Here is a 14,582-nt window from a genome sequence, read left to right on the forward strand (position 1 = left end):
GAGTTTCCCGCGCCATCGGAACTAAGTCGCTGATTTTGTTAGATCGCCCGCTGCTTTCCCGACGTTTCCGGACCCTATCCGGCCCGGATTTTGAGTCCGGCGCGTCTACCAATTCCACCACCGGGGCGCGGGTCCGCTCATAGCGGGCGACGCCGGGCCGCGTCATCAGGAAAATGGGTCGAGGCCTTGCGTTCCATCGTGGTGTAACGCATCTGGCGTCGCATGAGCGCCTCACTGCCTGACCTCGCCGTCGTCTATGAACATCCTGAGTGGTTCGAGCCCCTGTTCCGGGCGCTGGAGCGCCACGGCGTCAGCTATGTGAAGGTGCCCCTGGCGGGCAGCACCTTCGACCCAGCCGCCTCGCCCGCTCCGGCGACGGTGGTGTTCAGCCGGGTGGCGATGAGCTCCTTCCTGCGCGATCCGGAGCATCCGATCTTCTACGCCCAAAGCCTGTTCGAGCACTGGCAGGGGCTGGGGACGCGGGTGGTGAATGCCTCGGCGCTGAACATCGACACCTCCAAGGCGCGGCAGATGAGCCTGATCGCGCGGCTGGGGCTGAAGGGTCCGGCGACGCGGGTGGCGCACCGGCAAGCGGACATTCCGGCAGCGGCGCAAGGGTTGCGGTTCCCCGTGCTGGTCAAGGCGGACATCGGCGGGGCGGGCGCGGGCATCACCCGCTATGAGACGCCGGAGAAACTGGCCGAGGCGGCGGGCGAGAAGTGGTGCCCGGTCGGCGTCAACGGCATCTCCCTGATCCAGGAATATGCGCCCCGCCGCGACGGCAAGGTGACGCGCGTCGAGACGCTGAACGGCAAATACCTGTACGCCATCGACATCGAGAGCCCGGGCGACGCCTTCGACCTGTGCCCCGCTGACGCCTGTCTGGTGCGGCCGGGCGCGCCGACGCTAACGATGACGAAGGCCGAGCCGTCGGCGGAGATCATCGCGGCGGTGGAGCGGATCGCTGTCGAGGGCGGGCTGGAGGTCGGCGGGGTCGAATATCTGGTCGACGAGCGTGACGGTTCGGTTCTCTTCTACGACATCAACGGTCTGTCGAACTTCGTGGCCAATCCGGTCCAGGTGCTGGGCTTCGACCCGCACGACGATCTGGTGGAATGGCTGAAGACGATCATCGCGGACGAGAAGGCCAAGCGCGGCGGAGACCTGGCGGCATGAGATACGGATACTGGGCCCCGGTCTTCGGCGGCTGGCTGAGGAACGTCGACGACGAGCGCGAGGCGAGCTGGGAGAACCTGTCGCGACTGGTCAAGCGGTCGGAGACGCTGGGCTATGACCTGACCCTGATCGCCGAGCTGAACCTGAACGACATCAAGGGCATCGAGGCGCCGGCGCTGGACGCCTGGTCCTCGGCGGCGGCGCTCGCGGCGATCACCGAGACGATCGAGCTGATGGTGGCGGTGCGGCCGAACTTTCACCAGCCGGCCCTGTTCGCCAAGCAGGCGGCCAACATCGACCGGATCTCGGGCGGCCGCCTCGCGCTGAATGTCGTGTCGTCCTGGTGGGCCAAGGAGGCCGAGAGCTATGGCCTGCAGTTCGACCAGCATGACGACCGCTATGCCCGCACCGGCGAATGGCTGGAAGTGCTGAACCGTCTGTGGACGGAGAAACGCGTCGATTTCGAGGGGCGCTACTACACGCTGAAGGACGCCATCGTGGAGCCCAAGCCGACGTCGAGCCCTGAGCGGCCGCGCCCGGTGATCTATGCGGGCGGCGAGTCGGAAGCGGCCAAGACCCTGATCGCCCGATTCTGCGACGCCTATGTCATGCATGGCGACGAGCCGGAGTTCATCGCAGAGAAGGTGGCCGACATGAAGGCGCGGCGCGAGAGCTTCGGCCTGCCGCCGATGCAGTACGGCATGGCGGGCTATGCGATCGTGCGCGACAGCCAGGCCGAGGCCGAGCGCGAACTGGAGCGTATCACGACCATCCCAGGCCTGGCCGAGGGCCAGCCGCCCGCTGGCTTCGCCAACTTTGACCAGTGGCTGTCAGGCACGGAACTGGAACGCGAGCTGAAGATCCTCGAGTACAGTGTCTCCAACCGCGGCCTGCGCCCCGGCTTCGTCGGCACGCCGGAAACTGTCCGGGAGCGGATTGAGGCCTTCGAGGCGGCAGGGCTGGACCTGCTGCTGCTCCAGATGTCGCCTCAGGAAGAAGAGATGGAGCGGTTCTCGGCGCAGGTGATGCGGCCGAACTGACGGTTTAGAGCGGCGTCACAACCTGCTCGATCGCTCCAAAGATCGAGTGGTGCTTCTCATCGAGCATCTCAATGCGGACGGTGTCGCCGTGCTTCAGGAAGGGCGTAGTGGGCGCGCCGGAGGTGATCGTCTCGACCGTCCGCACCTCGGCGATGCAGGAGTAGCCGAGTCCGCCCTGGTCGACCGGCTTGCCGGGGCCGCCGTCGGCGCCGCGGTTCGAGACCGTGCCTGAGCCGATAATCGACCCGGCGACCAAGGAACGCGTCTTCGCCAGATGGGCGATCAGGACGCCGAAGTCGAAGGTCATGTCGACTCCGGCATCGGCGCGACCGAAATCCTGGCCGTTCAGTTGGACCGCCATGGCACCGTGAAGCTTGCCGTCTTTCCAGCGGTCGCCCAGCGCATCCGGCGTGACGAAGACGGGCGACAAGGCCGACGCCGGCTTGGACTGGACGAAGCCGAAGCCCTTGGCCAGTTCACCGGGGATTAAGTTCCTGAGCGACACGTCATTGACCAGACCGACGAGGCGGATGTGCCCCTTCGCCTCCTCCGGTGTCACGCCCTGCGGCACGTCGCCGGTGACGACGACGATTTCAGCCTCCAGGTCGCAGCCCCACGCCTCGTCGGCGAGCCGGATGGGATCGCGCGGGCCCATGAAGTGGTCCGAGCCGCCCTGATACATCAGGGGGTCGGTCCAGAAGCTGGCGGGCATCTCGGCGCCCCGCGCCTTACGCACCAGTTCGACGTGGTTCACATAGGCCGAGCCGTCCGCCCACTGGTACGCGCGGGGCAAGGGGGCGGCGGTGTCACGCTCATGAAAGCGGCCGCGTGGCACGGCTTCGTGATCCAGACTTTCGGCCAGCGCCCGCAGGCGGGGCTCGCACCGGTCCCAGTCGTCCAGCGCTGCCTGCAACGTCGGGGCGATCAGGAAGGCGTCGGTGAACCAGGCGAGGTCCGAGGAGACGACGACGAGGCGGCCGTCGCGGCCGTGCTTGAGCGAGGCGAGTTTCATGGCGGGAGGCTTACGGCCTTTCCGCGTCGATGGGAACGCCGGGGATCAGTGATGGCCGCCCGGGGTGGGCTTGGGCGCGGGCACCTCTGTCGCCAGCTGGCGGGCGGCGGCCTCCAGCTCCCGGATCCGCGCGTCGGCGGCAGGATCGGAAGGAGTCGTCCCCCACCAGCCGGCGAACTCCTCCAGCGCCGCGCGCACGCCCGCGACGTGCTGGGGCGGCGACGGCGACGGCGGTGGCGGCGGCGGCGGCGGGCCAGGAGGCAGGTGCAGGACCGCGCCGACCAGACCACCGCTCTCGCCCACGGCCGCTGCTCCAGCCGCGCCTGAGCCCGCGGCAGCCGAAGCAGCAGCCCCGCCTCCCTGACCGGGAATTGGGACGATCACCGCATGAGGGGTGACCGGCTGGATCGGCGGCGGAGGCGGGGCCGCGGGCTTCACCTTACCGGCGATGGCGTCCTTCAAAGCGCCGCTCGACTTGCCCAGCGGACCAGCCAGGCCCAGCACCGTCCCCAGGCGGATCTCGATCTCGTCGACCAGGGCCTGGGCGGCGTTGATGGTGGCTCCGCCATGGGCGGCGAGCGCGGCGTTCAGCTTGCGCTGGATGGCGGCGTGGATGGAGGCGGCGACGGCTCGAGGGGATGGGCCGTCGTTCTTCTTCATTCGCGCCAACGCATATCCGGCCCAGACCGCGAGCGCGAGGACCGCCAGACCCGCCAGCACCATCGGCAGGCTGATGACCGGAACGGCGCGTTCGACCGGGAAATCCTGAGGATACATCGATGGGTCTCCCGTCACGGCCTGGCCGATCATTGGCGGGCCGGGGCGGCTTCGCAACGGAAAAGGTTAACGCCGGTCGGTGAAACCTGTGCGTCAGCCCGGCGCGTGCAGCAGGGCGCGGGCCTCCACGCCCGTCCTGGTCGCCGGATCGCGGACTTCGACTTCGACGACGATGGCACCGGCGGGGTCGTGCGCCCAAAGGTAGCGACGCTCGACCTCGACCGTGCGCCCGGAAGGGGCGAAGCCCTCGAAGCTGTCGCCCCACGGGGTGATCCGCTTCAGCTCCGGCCAGGTCAGGGCGCAGGCGGCGTTCAGCTCCTCCTGGGCCATCTCGGTCAGTTCATCGGCCGGGTTCACAGCCATCGGCGGACCCGGCGACGATAGGCGTCATAGTCAGCGCCGAAGCGTGCGGAGAGGTAGACCTCCTCGCGCTGGATGACGAAGCGATCGACGACGAGCAGACAGGGGAACAGCAGGACAAGCGCCAGCGGGCTGTTCAGTCCCACGGCAAGCGCCAGATAGGTGATGGCGAAGCCGAGGTAGATGGGGTTCCGGGTCACGCCATAGATGCCAGTGGTCACCAGGCTCGTGGAGGGCTTCCACGGTTGCACCGCTGTCTTCGCGTTCTGGAACATGCCGGCCGCCCAGGCCTCGATGAAGAGACCGAGCGCCAACCCGGCCAGCGCGATCCCGCCGCGCAGATTGCGGTCTAGACCCAGGCCCGGTTCCTCGATCAGACGACCTACGCCCCAGCCGAGCGCGAGGAAGCCGAGATAGATCAGAGGCGGTGGCGCGATCACGCCGGGGATGTCGGATGCCGGGCGGCTCATGGGCTCAGTCTTCGTCGGAGTAGATGGCCACGCGGGCTGGTTCCGAGGAGGTGATCGCGCCCCGATACATGCCGGAAGTGGTCATGGCGAAGCCGGGCACGCCGTTCGCATCCACGACGATGACCCCGCCATAGCCCCCTAGCGACAGGGCGTCGTCGACTTCGGCCTGACCGGCCTCTTCGGACGAAGCCCCGGCGGCGATGCGGGTGCAGATGTCGCGGGCGACCGTTGCGCGGATGTAGAACTCCCCGTCTCCGGTGGCCGAGACGGCGCAGCCGTCGCGGTTGGAGGCATAGGTGCCCGCGCCAAGCACAGGCACGTCGCCGACACGGCCCCAGCGCTTGCCCGTGGTGCCCCCGGTCGAGGTCCCGGCCGCCAGGGTTCCCGACTGGTCCAGCGCTACGGCGCCCACTGTGCCGAACTTGCGCTCGTTCAGCGGCGGAGCCGGTTCCAGCGAGGCCATGCCGGCGGAGGGCGCGCCGAGCGGGCGGGCGGGGATGGGCAGGTTCCGCTCACGGAGGAAATTCTCCAGACCGCGCCAGCGCCGCTCGGTAAAGAAGTAGGAGGGATCGACCTGCTCCAGCCCCTGAGACGCCGCGAAGCTGTCCGCGCCCTGGCCGATCAGCATGACGTGGGGCGAGTGTTCCATGACCGCCCGCGCAGCGGCGATGGGGTGGCGTGTGGTGGTCAGGCCCGCGACGGCCCCGGCGGACAGGTCGCGGCCATTCATGACCGCCGCGTCGAGTTCGTTGCGCCCATCGGCCGTGAAGACGGCGCCCCTGCCCGCGTTGAACAGGGGGTCGTCCTCCATGATCTGGATGGCGGCCTCGATGGCGTCGAGCGAGGATCCGCCGTCGCGCAGGATGGCGGCCCCGGACTCGAGCGCGCGCGACAGGGAAGCGCGGTAGGCGGCATCCTGTTCAGGCGACAGGTTCGCGCGCTCTATGACGCCGGCTCCGCCGTGGATGGCGAAGGCCCAGCGGGGTGCATCCTGTGCGGCGGCGGGGACTGTGAGCGCGGCTGACGCGAGGAGCACCAGCGCCGAAAGCTTTGTTGTGTTCATCGGGCCGTTCGCTCCGCTGCGCGCTGTGGTCTAGGTCAGTCTAGGGTCAGGCATCGTCGGAGCCGGGGATTGTAATGTCCAGAGGACTCGACCGAAGGCGAAGCGCGATGCTAGCTCGGACCATCTCCATTCAGCCCTGCCGCGTCGCCGGTGGCGGCGCAAACGATGGGCGAACCGCTCCAAAGGCGACGCGCCCCCGCCCATAGTCCAGCATGACCCGGTCAAACCGATAGAGCACGTCGGCCCCAAGCAGCAGGGCCGGACGGTCTGCCAGCCCCAGAGCCTCGAAGGCATGAAGGTCGGCGAATAGCAAAGGCGTCTCACCAAGCGACCGCCCGCCGACCGTCAAATCCCGTACCTGGCCGAGACGGGCGGCGAGCCTTTGGCCTGTCACGCCATAGACGTCGATGCCGTCACGCGTCGTTGTTCCGTCCAGCGAAGAAAGCAGCGCCAAGTTTCCAATGGAATATTGGGCACCCGAATCGACGAAGGCGTCCACGGGGCGACCCTCGACCCGGCTGTTCAGCAGTATCAGTTGACCGAACCGCCCGGTCCGGGCCCCGGTTTCGCGCGGCAGCCTGGTCGGAGGCACGCCGGTCACGATGCGGTCGCCAGCGGGCCTAATTCGAACCTCGCGCCGGATCAGATCAACTTCAAGAGTGAATGATGACAAGACATCCAGCCCGACGAGACCGTCGGCGGCGAGGCTCCGGCGAGGAAGGGCCGGTGCGACGAGATGCCGGAACCGTCGGCCCCCGAAGCTGAGTCGGCCGAGGACGACCGAGGCGACGATCTCAGCCGCCGTCACTCCGTGGACGACGAGGCCCGGCCCCGCCGGCAATCCCAGCGACGCCGCGAGATCGGCCGCGATGGCCGTCCGTTCCGCGCCGGTATCGAGCACGAACAGGGCCTCGTGCCCGTCGACGCGAACGGTCGCCGCCATGCGGGTCAGGCTGTTGACCGACAGGGCCTGTGCCGTCTCTGGCGGGGTCTGCTGACTCGATAGCCAGGCTGCGGCGACCAGCCCGGACAGTGCGACGCGCCGGTCCAGACCTCGATCCAGCCGCTCATCACCCTGGTCCATGCCAGCCCTCGCCCCGAAACCCGGGCCGTGACGCTAGGCTCCGGGTCGGGCGGCGCCAAGCGTCGGGCTTCACGCAAGCGTTCGTCTTGGTACCGGACTGTGCTATGCAGGGTTGCGAACATGGGAGGTCGTGATGCTGCCGATCCTGCTGCTTCTGGTCGCCGAGCCCCAGTCGGTGACGATTGCGCCTGGTGCCGAGCCTCTGAATCAGGCGCACCGGACGGCGGCTGACATTCCGGTTCTGGGTCGACCGCACCCGAGTTGCTCGCCTCAGACGGTACTCATCCGAAGCGCTCCGGCGGCCGCCGAGGACCTGCTGTGGCGTGACTCCGATCCGGCGATCGGCCTGCACCTGTTGCTGGAGCGCCGGATCGCAGGATGTCCCGCGCCCCTCGTCGTCGGATACCGGTCGCCGGGTTCGACATCTTCGGCCGCCGTCCCATCGTCGGCCACCGCCCTGACGCGGCGGCTCGCCGACTAGGCTCTTGGATGAGCCGAGGCGTAGGCCCCCAGCAAATGGGCGGCATCGACGGCGGTGTACTTCTGCGTCGTCGACAGGCTGGCGTGGCCCAACAATTCCTGGATGCTGCGTAGATCGGCCCCCGCGCCCAGCAGGTGGGTGGCGAAACTGTGCCGGAGCGCATGCGGCGTCGCCGAGGCGGGTAGGCCGAGCCGTCCCCGGAGCCGCTGGACCGTGGCCTGAACGTGCCGGGCGGACAACGGCCCTCCGCGACGGGCCCGGAATAGGGCATCGGTCGGTTCCGGCGGAAAGGGCTGGGCGGCGACGGCGCGGTCCACGGCCTGGCGCACCGCGGGCAGGACCGGCACGATTCGGGTCTTGCCGCCCTTGCCTGTGATCCTCAGTGTCTCCGGCAGGGGCGCGTCGGCGCGGTTCAGGCTGAGCGCCTCCGAGAGCCGCAGCCCGCAGCCGTAGAGCAGGCTCAGCACCGCCGCGTCCCTCAGCGCCTCCCAAGGCTCGGCGTCAGGATCGAGGCCGGGCTCGGCTAGCATTCCCTTGGCCTGATCGGCGCTGACGGGCCGGGGCAGGGACGGCTTGACCCTGGGTCCTCGCACCAGCGCCAGCTGAGGCGTCGGCACACCGCAGCGCCGGTCCAGAAAGCCGTGGAAGGTGCGGATGGCCGACAGGGTCTGGCTCAGCGACCGGGCCGACAGGGGATGATTGCCACCGCGTCGCTCGGCCAGATGCGCGCGCACCTCGGCTGCGGTCACGGTGCCCAGATCCGCCAGCCGTTGTGGCTCGCCGCGATGCCGCTCCAGAAACGCCAGCCAGCTCCGGCCGACATGCCCATACGCCTCAAGTGTTCGCGGCGACAGGCGGCGCTCGTGCGCCAGGTGCTCAAGCCAGGCTGCGAAGGCCTCGGAAGCTGGCACCTGGGTGGCGGTCATCTCAGCTCAGGACCGGCCAGCGCTCGGCGGTGCGCGCCACCACAGCGGCGACGAAGGCCACCAGCTCGCACCCCATGCCGGGCGTGAACCCTTCGGGCTCGGGCGATCCGAACGCCGCCAGCGCCGGCCGCGCCTCCTCGGCCCGCTCGCCGCCCAAGTGCAGGGCCATGCGGATCAGGGCGACCGACTTCACCTCATCGCCCGCCGGGCCGAAGAGGTCGAGCTCCGGAAACATCGGTCCCAGCCAGGTCAGGCCGTGCCCGCCCAGCCAGGCGTCCACGCCACCCGGTTCCAGCGCCTTCCAGCCGAACGGCACGCCACCCGGCTTCTCGACAGCGATGGCGGCGGCCGACAGGCCGAAGCGCGCCTGGGCGGCGGCGTCCAGACGCCGGGCCAGATCGGAGTGGCTGCGCGCCTCCATCAGGTCCAGCGCGGCGACATGGGTCTGGGTCTGGGCGGCGAAGTTGGCGCGGGCGACGTCCTCGATGCGCTTCCTGGCGTCCGCCTCGCGCTCGGCGGCGGCCTCGAGCTTCGTCAGCGCCGTGCGGCCGAACTCGACGACGTTGCGGCCTCGCACGAGCAGGCCGATCTCTTCCAGCAGCGACCGGTCATCCAGCAGGGTGTCGGGGTTGGCCTGCAGCCAGGCGCGAATCTCCGGCCAGTGCGGCTCGCGCGGGGCGAACAGGTCGGCGGTCTCTTCCTTCGACATCACGCGGTCGGCGCTCCTCCCGGAGGACGCGCCGGGCCGCAGAATCAGAGAATCGACTGGCCGGTCTTGCCCCAGTCGGCCAGGAAGGCATCAAGCCCCTTGTCGGTTAACGGGTGCTTGACCAGGGCCTTGAAGGTGTCGGCCGGAAGCGTCGCGGCGTCCGCCCCCGCCAGCGCCGCGGCCTCGACATGGGCCGGATGGCGCAGCGATGCCGCCAGAATCTCCGTCTCGAATCCGTGGGTGTCGTAAAGGACGCGGATGGCCTCGATCAGTTCGGACCCGTTCGCCCCGTGGTCGTCCAGCCGCCCAACGAAGGGCGAGACGAAGGTCGCCCCGGCCTTGGCCGCCAGCATGGCCTGGGCCACCGAGAAGCACAGGGTGACGTTGGTCTTGATGCCCTTGTCCGCGAAGTTTCGCGCCGCCCGCAGCCCGTCCCAGGTCAGGGGCAGTTTGACGACCACGTTGGGGGCGATGGCGGCCAGCTTGTCGCCTTCGCGGACCATGGTCTCGAAATCGGTCGCCACGGCCTCGGCCGAAATCGGCCCCTCGACCAGGGCGCAAATCTCGGCGATGACCTCGGCGATGTTGCGACCGCTCTTGGCGATCAGAGACGGGTTGGTGGTCACGCCATCGACCATGCCGGTGGGGATCATCTCCCGGATGACGGCGACGTCTGCGGTGTCGAGGAAGAGTTTCATGGCGCGATGTCTAGCCGAGCGGGCCGCCCGGTGAAAGTCGCATCCGTCCTCCTTCCCCTGCCGGTGCCCGAGGCCTTCGACTACGAAGTCCCCGACGCGCTCGACCTCGCGCGCGGCGATCAGGTCGCCGTGCCGCTCGGTCCACGATTGATGCGCGGCATCGTTTCGGAGGTCCGCGAGACCACCGGGTCGAACCGGCGACTGAAGGCGGTGGAGCAACGGTTGACCGAGCCGCCCGTGCCCGGCGGCGCGCTCGACTTCGTCGAATGGGCCGCGCGCTGGACGCTCAGCCCGCCCGGCGAAATGGCGGCCCTGACGCTGAAAGGGCTGCGCAATCCCGCGCCCCGTCCGGAACGGCGCGTGCGCCGCGTCGGCGACCGCCAACCCGTCCGGCCCACGCCCGCCCGCGCGGCGGTGCTGGAGGCGCTGGGCGACCGTGCTCTTCCTGCCGCCGATCTGGCCCGCGCGGCCGCCGTCTCGTCCGGCGTCGTCAAGGGCCTGATCGACGAGGGCGTGCTGGAGATCGTTGAGATCGCGGCCGTCGCCGCCTTCGACCCGCCCGATCCCGACCACCGCCCCGCGACGCTGAACCCGGATCAGGCGGCGGCCGCGCAGGCCATCGGCGACGCGGCGGAGAAGGGCGGCTTCTCCGCCTTCCTGCTGGACGGCGTCACCGGCTCGGGCAAGACCGAGGCCTACCTGGAGGCCGTGGCTCGGGCGCTGCGGGCCGATCCGACGGCGCAAATCCTGATCCTCCTGCCCGAAATCGCCCTGACCCAGGCGGTGATCGAGCGCATCACGACCCGCTTCGGCGCGGTGCCCGCCGAATGGCACTCCGGCGTCTCCGGCCCTCGGCGTCGACAGGTCTGGGAGGCGGTCGTCGCCGGGCGCTGCACCATCGTGGTCGGGGCGCGTTCGGCCCTGTTCCTGCCTTTCCAGAAGCTGCGCCTTCTGATTGTCGACGAGGAGCACGACGGCTCGTTCAAGCAGGAGGATGGCCTCGTCTATCACGGCCGCGACCTGGCCGTGGCCCGCGCCCGGATCGAGGGGGCGACCGCCGTTCTGGCCTCCGCCACCCCGTCGCTGGAGACCCTGTGGAACGCGCGCCAGGGCCGCTACGCCTGGCTTCGGCTCGGGCGGCGTCACGGGGCGGCGACCCTGCCCGACATCCGCCTGCTGGACCTGCGCGAGCACCCGCCCGAGCGGGAGCAATGGCTCTCGCCGCCGCTGCGCGCCGCCATGGCCGAGACGCTGGCGGTCGGGGAGCAGACCCTGCTCTTCCTCAACCGGCGCGGCTATGCGCCGGTCGTGCTGTGCCGAGCCTGCGGCCACCGGCTGACGGCGCCGGACACTGACAGCTGGCTGGTCGAACATCGCTATACCGGTCGGCTGGTTTGTCACCTGACGGGCTTTTCCATGCCGCGACCCAAGGCCTGCCCGGCCTGCGGAGCGAAGGACACGCTCGTTTCGGTCGGCCCCGGCGTCGAGCGCGTCGAGGAGGAGGTGCGGCTGCTGTTTCCCGACGCCCGCACCGCCGTGTTCAGCTCCGACACCGTGCCGGACGGCAAGGCCGCGCGCGCCCTGATCCAGCGCATGACCGAGGGCGAGATCGACGTCCTGGTCGCCACCCAGGCCGCCGCCAAGGGCCACAACTTCCCGCGCCTGACTCTGGTGGGGGTGGTGGACGCGGACCTTGGCCTGAGGGGCGGCGACCTCCGCGCCGCCGAGCGCACCTTCCAGCTCCTGACCCAGGCGACGGGCCGAGCGGGTCGCGCCGACCGACCGGGCCAGGCGCTGCTGCAGACCTGGACGCCCGAGCACCCGGTGCTGATGGCGCTGGCCGCCAGCGACCGCGACGCCTTCGTCGAGGCGGAGATGGCCGAGCGGGAGATGGCGTCGCTGCCCCCGCACGGTCGGCTGGCCGCGATCGTCCTGTCCGGTGAAGACGCCGGCGCGGTGGAACGCACGGCCTCGGCGCTGGCCGCCGCCATTCCCAACGCCGAGCGGCTGGAGGTCTATGGCCCCGCCGACGCGCCACTCGCCCTCGTGCGCGGACGCCGTCGGAAGCGGCTGCTGGTCCGCGCCGACCGGGACGTGGATCTGCAAGGCTTTCTGCGGGCCTGGCTGGCGCGGGTGAAGGTGCCGGGGTCGGTCCGCCTCAGAGTCGATGTGGACCCTTACAGTTTCCTGTAGCGGTCAGGCCCCCGCCTTCTTGGCGAAGCTCCAGGCTCCAGCCGCCAGCGGCTCGACCTGCGCCGCCATTGTCCGCGCATGGGCCGAGGCCGCCGTGCCGTCGCGAACCCGCCCCGCGATGCCCTGACAGATGGCGGCCAGCCGGAACAGGTTGTAGGCGAACAGCCAGTCGAGGTTGGCGGGCGGCGGCGAGCCGGTCTTGTCGACGTAGCGGGCGACGGTCTCCTCGACCGAGGGGATGCCGAGCGCCTTCAGGTCCGCGCCGGCCAGACCATTGCGCAGCGTCGCCGGAATGGCCCAGGCGATCAGCAGGTAGGAGAAATCCGCCATCGGATCGCCCAGCGTCGACAGCTCCCAGTCCAGGACCGCCCGTACCTCAGGCGCGTCGGGCGCCAGGATCATGTTGTCGAGCCGAAAATCGCCGTGGACGATCCGCGTCGGCCCCTCGGGCGGCAGCCCTGGCGGCAGGAAGGCGATCAGCCGGTCCATGTCAGGGATCGGATGGGTCTCGGACGCCTGATACTGCTTGGTCCAGCGCGCGACCTGACGGGCGAAGTAGTTGCCCGGCTTTCCGTAGTCGGAAAGGCCGATCGCGTCTGGCTCGAAGCGGTGCAGCGCGGCCAGGGTATCCACCTGGGTGTCGTAGATGGCGCGGCGCTGGTCTGGCGTCATGCCGGGCAGCTTCAGGTCCCACAGGACCCGGCCCTCGACCTTGTCCATGACGTAGAAGATGGAGCCGATGACGTCTTCATCCGTGCACAGCGCATGGGCACGGGCGACCGGAAAGCCTTCGGCATGTAGCGCCGAGATCACCGTGAACTCGCGATCCACGGCATGGGCGGAAGGCAGCAGGGTCCCCGGGGGTTTGCGTCTCAGCACATAGGCGGCGGTCGGCGTGGTCAACTCATAGGTCGGGTTCGACTGCCCGCCCTTGAACTGGCGCACCGTCAGCGGCCCGACGTAGCCTGCCACGTTCGCCGTCATCCAGGCGTCGAGCGCGGCCTCGTCCAGGCGATAGCGGGGATCGACCTCGCGCGTGCCGGAGAAGGTCGATTGCGGATCGTCGAGAGCGGCGGAGTCAGTCATGGGCGGCGACAATGGCGGCCCGCACGGCGCGACGCCAGCCCCCCAGCAGCCGCTCGCGTTCGCCGGCGTCCATGCGCGGCGTCCAGACGGCGGGCGCCTCGTCGCCGCGCGGCTTCAGGTCGTCGATCAGCCCCGCGCCATAGGCCGCCAGCCGCGCGGCCCCCAGCGCCGTCATCTCCTGAAACGCCGGGCGCTCGACCGTGACATCGCAGATGTCGGCGACGAACTGCATGGCGAAGGCGTTGGCGGTCACCCCGCCGTCGACCTTGAGCACGCCCAGCCTCGGTGCCCCGTCGGCGGCCAGGGCGTCGAGCAGGTCGCGCGTCTGATAGGCCAAGGCCTCCAGCCCCGCGCGGACGAAGTGGGCCGGGGTCGAATCCCGCGTCAGGCCGATGATCGCCCCGCGCGCCTCCGGCTCCCACCAGGGCGCGCCTAGCCCCGTGAAGCCGGGCACCAGATAGACCCCGCCGTTGTCCTTCAAGCCCTGCGCCAGCGCCTCGGAGCCCCGGCTGTCGGCGATCATGCCCACGCCGTCCCTCAGCCACTGGATCGCCGAGCCTGCCGAGAAGATGGAGCCCTCCAGCGCATAGGCGGCCTCGCCGTCCACCGCATAGCCGAGCGTGCCCAGCAGCCGGCTGGTCGAGGCCACCGGCGCCGGCCCCACATTGGCGACCAGAAAGGCGCCGGTGCCATAGGTGATCTTGGCGTCGCCCGCCTTCAGCGCCCCGTGGCCGACCAGCGCCGCCTGCTGATCGCCCGCCGAACCGGTGATCTGCAGCGCCCGGCCGAACAGCCCTGCCTCGGTCTGGCCGAGCTCGCCCGCGCATTCGCGGATGTCCGGCAGGGCCCCGCGCGGCACCCGGAACAGGGCGCACAGGTCGTCGCGCCAGACCCGGTCCTTCAGGTCCATCAAGGAGGTGCGGCTGGCGTTGGTCGCATCGGTGACGTGGGCCGCACCGCCCGTCAGCTTCCAGATCAGCCAGGTCTCGATCGTGCCGAGCAAGACTTCACGACGGTCCGCCCGTTCGCGCGCGCCGGGTACGGCGTCCAGCAGCCAGGCGAACTTGGTCGCCGAGAAATAGGGGTCGAGGATCAGGCCCGTCGCGGACTGGACCGCCGTCTCATGCCCCTCGGCCTTCAGGCGGTCGGTGACGTCGGCGGTGCGCCGGTCCTGCCAGACGATGGCGTGGTGCAGCGGCTCACCCGTCGCGGCGTCCCAGATCACGGCCGTTTCGCGCTGGTTGGTGATGCCGACCGCCGAGAACCGGCCGATCCCGCCGGCCTTGGCGATGACCTCGCGGCAGGTCTGGAGCGTCGCCGTCCAGATCTCATCGGCGTCGTGCTCGACCCAGCCGGAGGCCGGGAAATGCTGCTGAAGCGCGATCTGGCTGATGGCGACGGGGTGCAATCCGCCGTCGTCGCGGAGTTCAAACGCGATGGCGCGGGTCGAGGTGGTGCCCTGGTCGATGGCGAGGATGCAGGTCGTCATGGCGCCACCTTACGCAGG

15 protein-coding genes are annotated in these 14,582 nt (G+C 69.9%); 4 read left to right on the forward strand and 11 right to left on the reverse strand.

Annotated features, from left to right (window positions below):
- The first annotated feature begins 222 nt into the window (after window positions 1-222).
- Window positions 223-1,176 carry an ATP-grasp domain-containing protein gene (locus tag Q333_RS0115120; RefSeq protein ID WP_029418086.1) on the forward strand — a complete coding sequence of 318 codons (954 nt, stop codon included), beginning with the start codon at window positions 223-225 and terminating at the stop codon, window positions 1,174-1,176.
- The gene (locus Q333_RS0115125) at window positions 1,173-2,216 is read left to right on the forward strand and encodes an LLM class flavin-dependent oxidoreductase (protein WP_029418087.1); all 1,044 of its coding nucleotides are present in this window, start codon (window positions 1,173-1,175) and stop codon (window positions 2,214-2,216) included. Before Q333_RS0115120 ends, Q333_RS0115125 begins: the two co-directional genes overlap by 4 nt.
- Before the next feature lie 4 nt (window positions 2,217-2,220).
- On the opposite strand, the gene Q333_RS0115130 is transcribed toward Q333_RS0115125, so the two are convergent.
- The 6 genes from Q333_RS0115130 to Q333_RS0115155 form a co-directional block, all read right to left on the reverse strand.
- A complete protein-coding gene (locus tag Q333_RS0115130; protein WP_029418088.1) occupies window positions 2,221-3,228 on the reverse strand; it encodes a fumarylacetoacetate hydrolase family protein in 1,008 nt (335 codons plus the stop codon).
- 45 nt (window positions 3,229-3,273) lie between these two features.
- Window positions 3,274-4,005 carry a hypothetical protein gene (locus tag Q333_RS0115135; RefSeq protein ID WP_029418089.1) on the reverse strand — a complete coding sequence of 244 codons (732 nt, stop codon included), beginning with the start codon at window positions 4,003-4,005 and terminating at the stop codon, window positions 3,274-3,276.
- A gap of 93 nt (window positions 4,006-4,098) precedes the next feature.
- Window positions 4,099-4,368, reverse strand: a complete 270-nt coding sequence (locus tag Q333_RS0115140) for a hypothetical protein (protein ID WP_029418090.1) — start codon at window positions 4,366-4,368, stop codon at window positions 4,099-4,101.
- Entirely contained in the window at window positions 4,359-4,835 is a 477-nt protein-coding gene (locus Q333_RS0115145) for a methyltransferase family protein (RefSeq protein WP_029418091.1), read from the reverse strand. Before Q333_RS0115145 ends, Q333_RS0115140 begins: the two co-directional genes overlap by 10 nt.
- Window positions 4,836-4,839: 4 nt before the next feature.
- The gene (locus Q333_RS0115150) at window positions 4,840-5,898 is read right to left on the reverse strand and encodes an isoaspartyl peptidase/L-asparaginase family protein (RefSeq protein ID WP_029418092.1); all 1,059 of its coding nucleotides are present in this window, start codon (window positions 5,896-5,898) and stop codon (window positions 4,840-4,842) included.
- 130 nt (window positions 5,899-6,028) lie between these two features.
- On the reverse strand, window positions 6,029-6,982 hold the full coding sequence (locus Q333_RS0115155; RefSeq protein ID WP_029418093.1) for a retroviral-like aspartic protease family protein: 954 nt from the start codon (window positions 6,980-6,982) through the stop codon (window positions 6,029-6,031).
- A 133-nt stretch (window positions 6,983-7,115) separates the two neighbouring features.
- Between Q333_RS0115155 and Q333_RS0115160 the strand changes: the two genes are divergently transcribed.
- On the forward strand, window positions 7,116-7,463 hold the full coding sequence (locus Q333_RS0115160) for a hypothetical protein (protein WP_029418094.1): 348 nt from the start codon (window positions 7,116-7,118) through the stop codon (window positions 7,461-7,463).
- Here the strand turns inward: Q333_RS0115160 and Q333_RS0115165 are convergent.
- The 3 genes from Q333_RS0115165 to fsa are packed head-to-tail and all read right to left on the reverse strand — an operon-like array spanning window position 7,460 to window position 9,796.
- A complete protein-coding gene (locus Q333_RS0115165; RefSeq protein WP_029418095.1) occupies window positions 7,460-8,389 on the reverse strand; it encodes a tyrosine recombinase XerC in 930 nt (309 codons plus the stop codon). The two genes, Q333_RS0115160 and Q333_RS0115165, sit on opposite strands and share 4 nt — an antisense overlap.
- Before the next feature lies 1 nt (window position 8,390).
- Window positions 8,391-9,098, reverse strand: coding sequence for a DUF484 family protein (locus Q333_RS0115170; protein ID WP_051651378.1), 708 nt, complete (start codon window positions 9,096-9,098; stop codon window positions 8,391-8,393).
- 44 nt (window positions 9,099-9,142) lie between these two features.
- Window positions 9,143-9,796 carry a fructose-6-phosphate aldolase gene (fsa, locus tag Q333_RS0115175; RefSeq protein ID WP_029418097.1) on the reverse strand — a complete coding sequence of 218 codons (654 nt, stop codon included), beginning with the start codon at window positions 9,794-9,796 and terminating at the stop codon, window positions 9,143-9,145.
- Between the two features lie 6 nt (window positions 9,797-9,802).
- Between fsa and Q333_RS0115180 the strand changes: the two genes are divergently transcribed.
- Window positions 9,803-11,989 (forward strand): primosomal protein N', encoded by a 2,187-nt coding sequence (locus Q333_RS0115180; RefSeq protein ID WP_029418098.1) that lies wholly within the window; start codon window positions 9,803-9,805, stop codon window positions 11,987-11,989.
- Window positions 11,990-11,992: 3 nt separating this feature from the next.
- Here the strand turns inward: Q333_RS0115180 and Q333_RS0115185 are convergent, their stop codons facing one another.
- A complete protein-coding gene (locus Q333_RS0115185) occupies window positions 11,993-13,075 on the reverse strand; it encodes a phosphotransferase family protein (RefSeq protein WP_029418099.1) in 1,083 nt (360 codons plus the stop codon).
- Complete coding sequence (glpK, locus tag Q333_RS0115190) at window positions 13,068-14,564, reverse strand: glycerol kinase GlpK (RefSeq protein WP_029418100.1); 1,497 nt, start codon at window positions 14,562-14,564, stop codon at window positions 13,068-13,070. Before glpK ends, Q333_RS0115185 begins: the two co-directional genes overlap by 8 nt.
- Between the last annotated feature and the right edge of the window lie 18 nt (window positions 14,565-14,582).

Origin of the sequence: Brevundimonas bacteroides DSM 4726 (assembly GCF_000701445.1) — a bacterium.
Taxonomy (GTDB): Bacteria; Pseudomonadota; Alphaproteobacteria; order Caulobacterales; family Caulobacteraceae; genus Brevundimonas; species Brevundimonas bacteroides.

What these genes read in the sequence shown, in the direction of transcription:
- Q333_RS0115145 (WP_029418091.1), bottom strand. Translation starts at nt 4,835, where the DNA reads ATGAGCCGCCCGGCATCCGACATCCCCGGCGTGATCGCGCCACCGCCT.
- Q333_RS0115140 (WP_029418090.1), bottom strand. Translation starts at nt 4,368, where the DNA reads ATGGCTGTGAACCCGGCCGATGAACTGACCGAGATGGCCCAGGAGGAG.
- Q333_RS0115135 (WP_029418089.1), bottom strand. Translation starts at nt 4,005, where the DNA reads ATGTATCCTCAGGATTTCCCGGTCGAACGCGCCGTTCCGGTCATCAGC.
- Q333_RS0115180 (WP_029418098.1), top strand. Translation starts at nt 9,803, where the DNA reads ATGTCTAGCCGAGCGGGCCGCCCGGTGAAAGTCGCATCCGTCCTCCTT.
- Q333_RS0115120 (WP_029418086.1), top strand. Translation starts at nt 223, where the DNA reads ATGAGCGCCTCACTGCCTGACCTCGCCGTCGTCTATGAACATCCTGAG.
- Q333_RS0115125 (WP_029418087.1), top strand. Translation starts at nt 1,173, where the DNA reads ATGAGATACGGATACTGGGCCCCGGTCTTCGGCGGCTGGCTGAGGAAC.
- fsa (WP_029418097.1), bottom strand. Translation starts at nt 9,796, where the DNA reads ATGAAACTCTTCCTCGACACCGCAGACGTCGCCGTCATCCGGGAGATG.
- Q333_RS0115155 (WP_029418093.1), bottom strand. Translation starts at nt 6,982, where the DNA reads ATGGACCAGGGTGATGAGCGGCTGGATCGAGGTCTGGACCGGCGCGTC.
- Q333_RS0115170 (WP_051651378.1), bottom strand. Translation starts at nt 9,098, where the DNA reads ATGTCGAAGGAAGAGACCGCCGACCTGTTCGCCCCGCGCGAGCCGCAC.
- Q333_RS0115165 (WP_029418095.1), bottom strand. Translation starts at nt 8,389, where the DNA reads ATGACCGCCACCCAGGTGCCAGCTTCCGAGGCCTTCGCAGCCTGGCTT.
- Q333_RS0115130 (WP_029418088.1), bottom strand. Translation starts at nt 3,228, where the DNA reads ATGAAACTCGCCTCGCTCAAGCACGGCCGCGACGGCCGCCTCGTCGTC.
- Q333_RS0115185 (WP_029418099.1), bottom strand. Translation starts at nt 13,075, where the DNA reads ATGACTGACTCCGCCGCTCTCGACGATCCGCAATCGACCTTCTCCGGC.
- Q333_RS0115160 (WP_029418094.1), top strand. Translation starts at nt 7,116, where the DNA reads ATGCTGCCGATCCTGCTGCTTCTGGTCGCCGAGCCCCAGTCGGTGACG.
- Q333_RS0115150 (WP_029418092.1), bottom strand. Translation starts at nt 5,898, where the DNA reads ATGAACACAACAAAGCTTTCGGCGCTGGTGCTCCTCGCGTCAGCCGCG.
- glpK (WP_029418100.1), bottom strand. Translation starts at nt 14,564, where the DNA reads ATGACGACCTGCATCCTCGCCATCGACCAGGGCACCACCTCGACCCGC.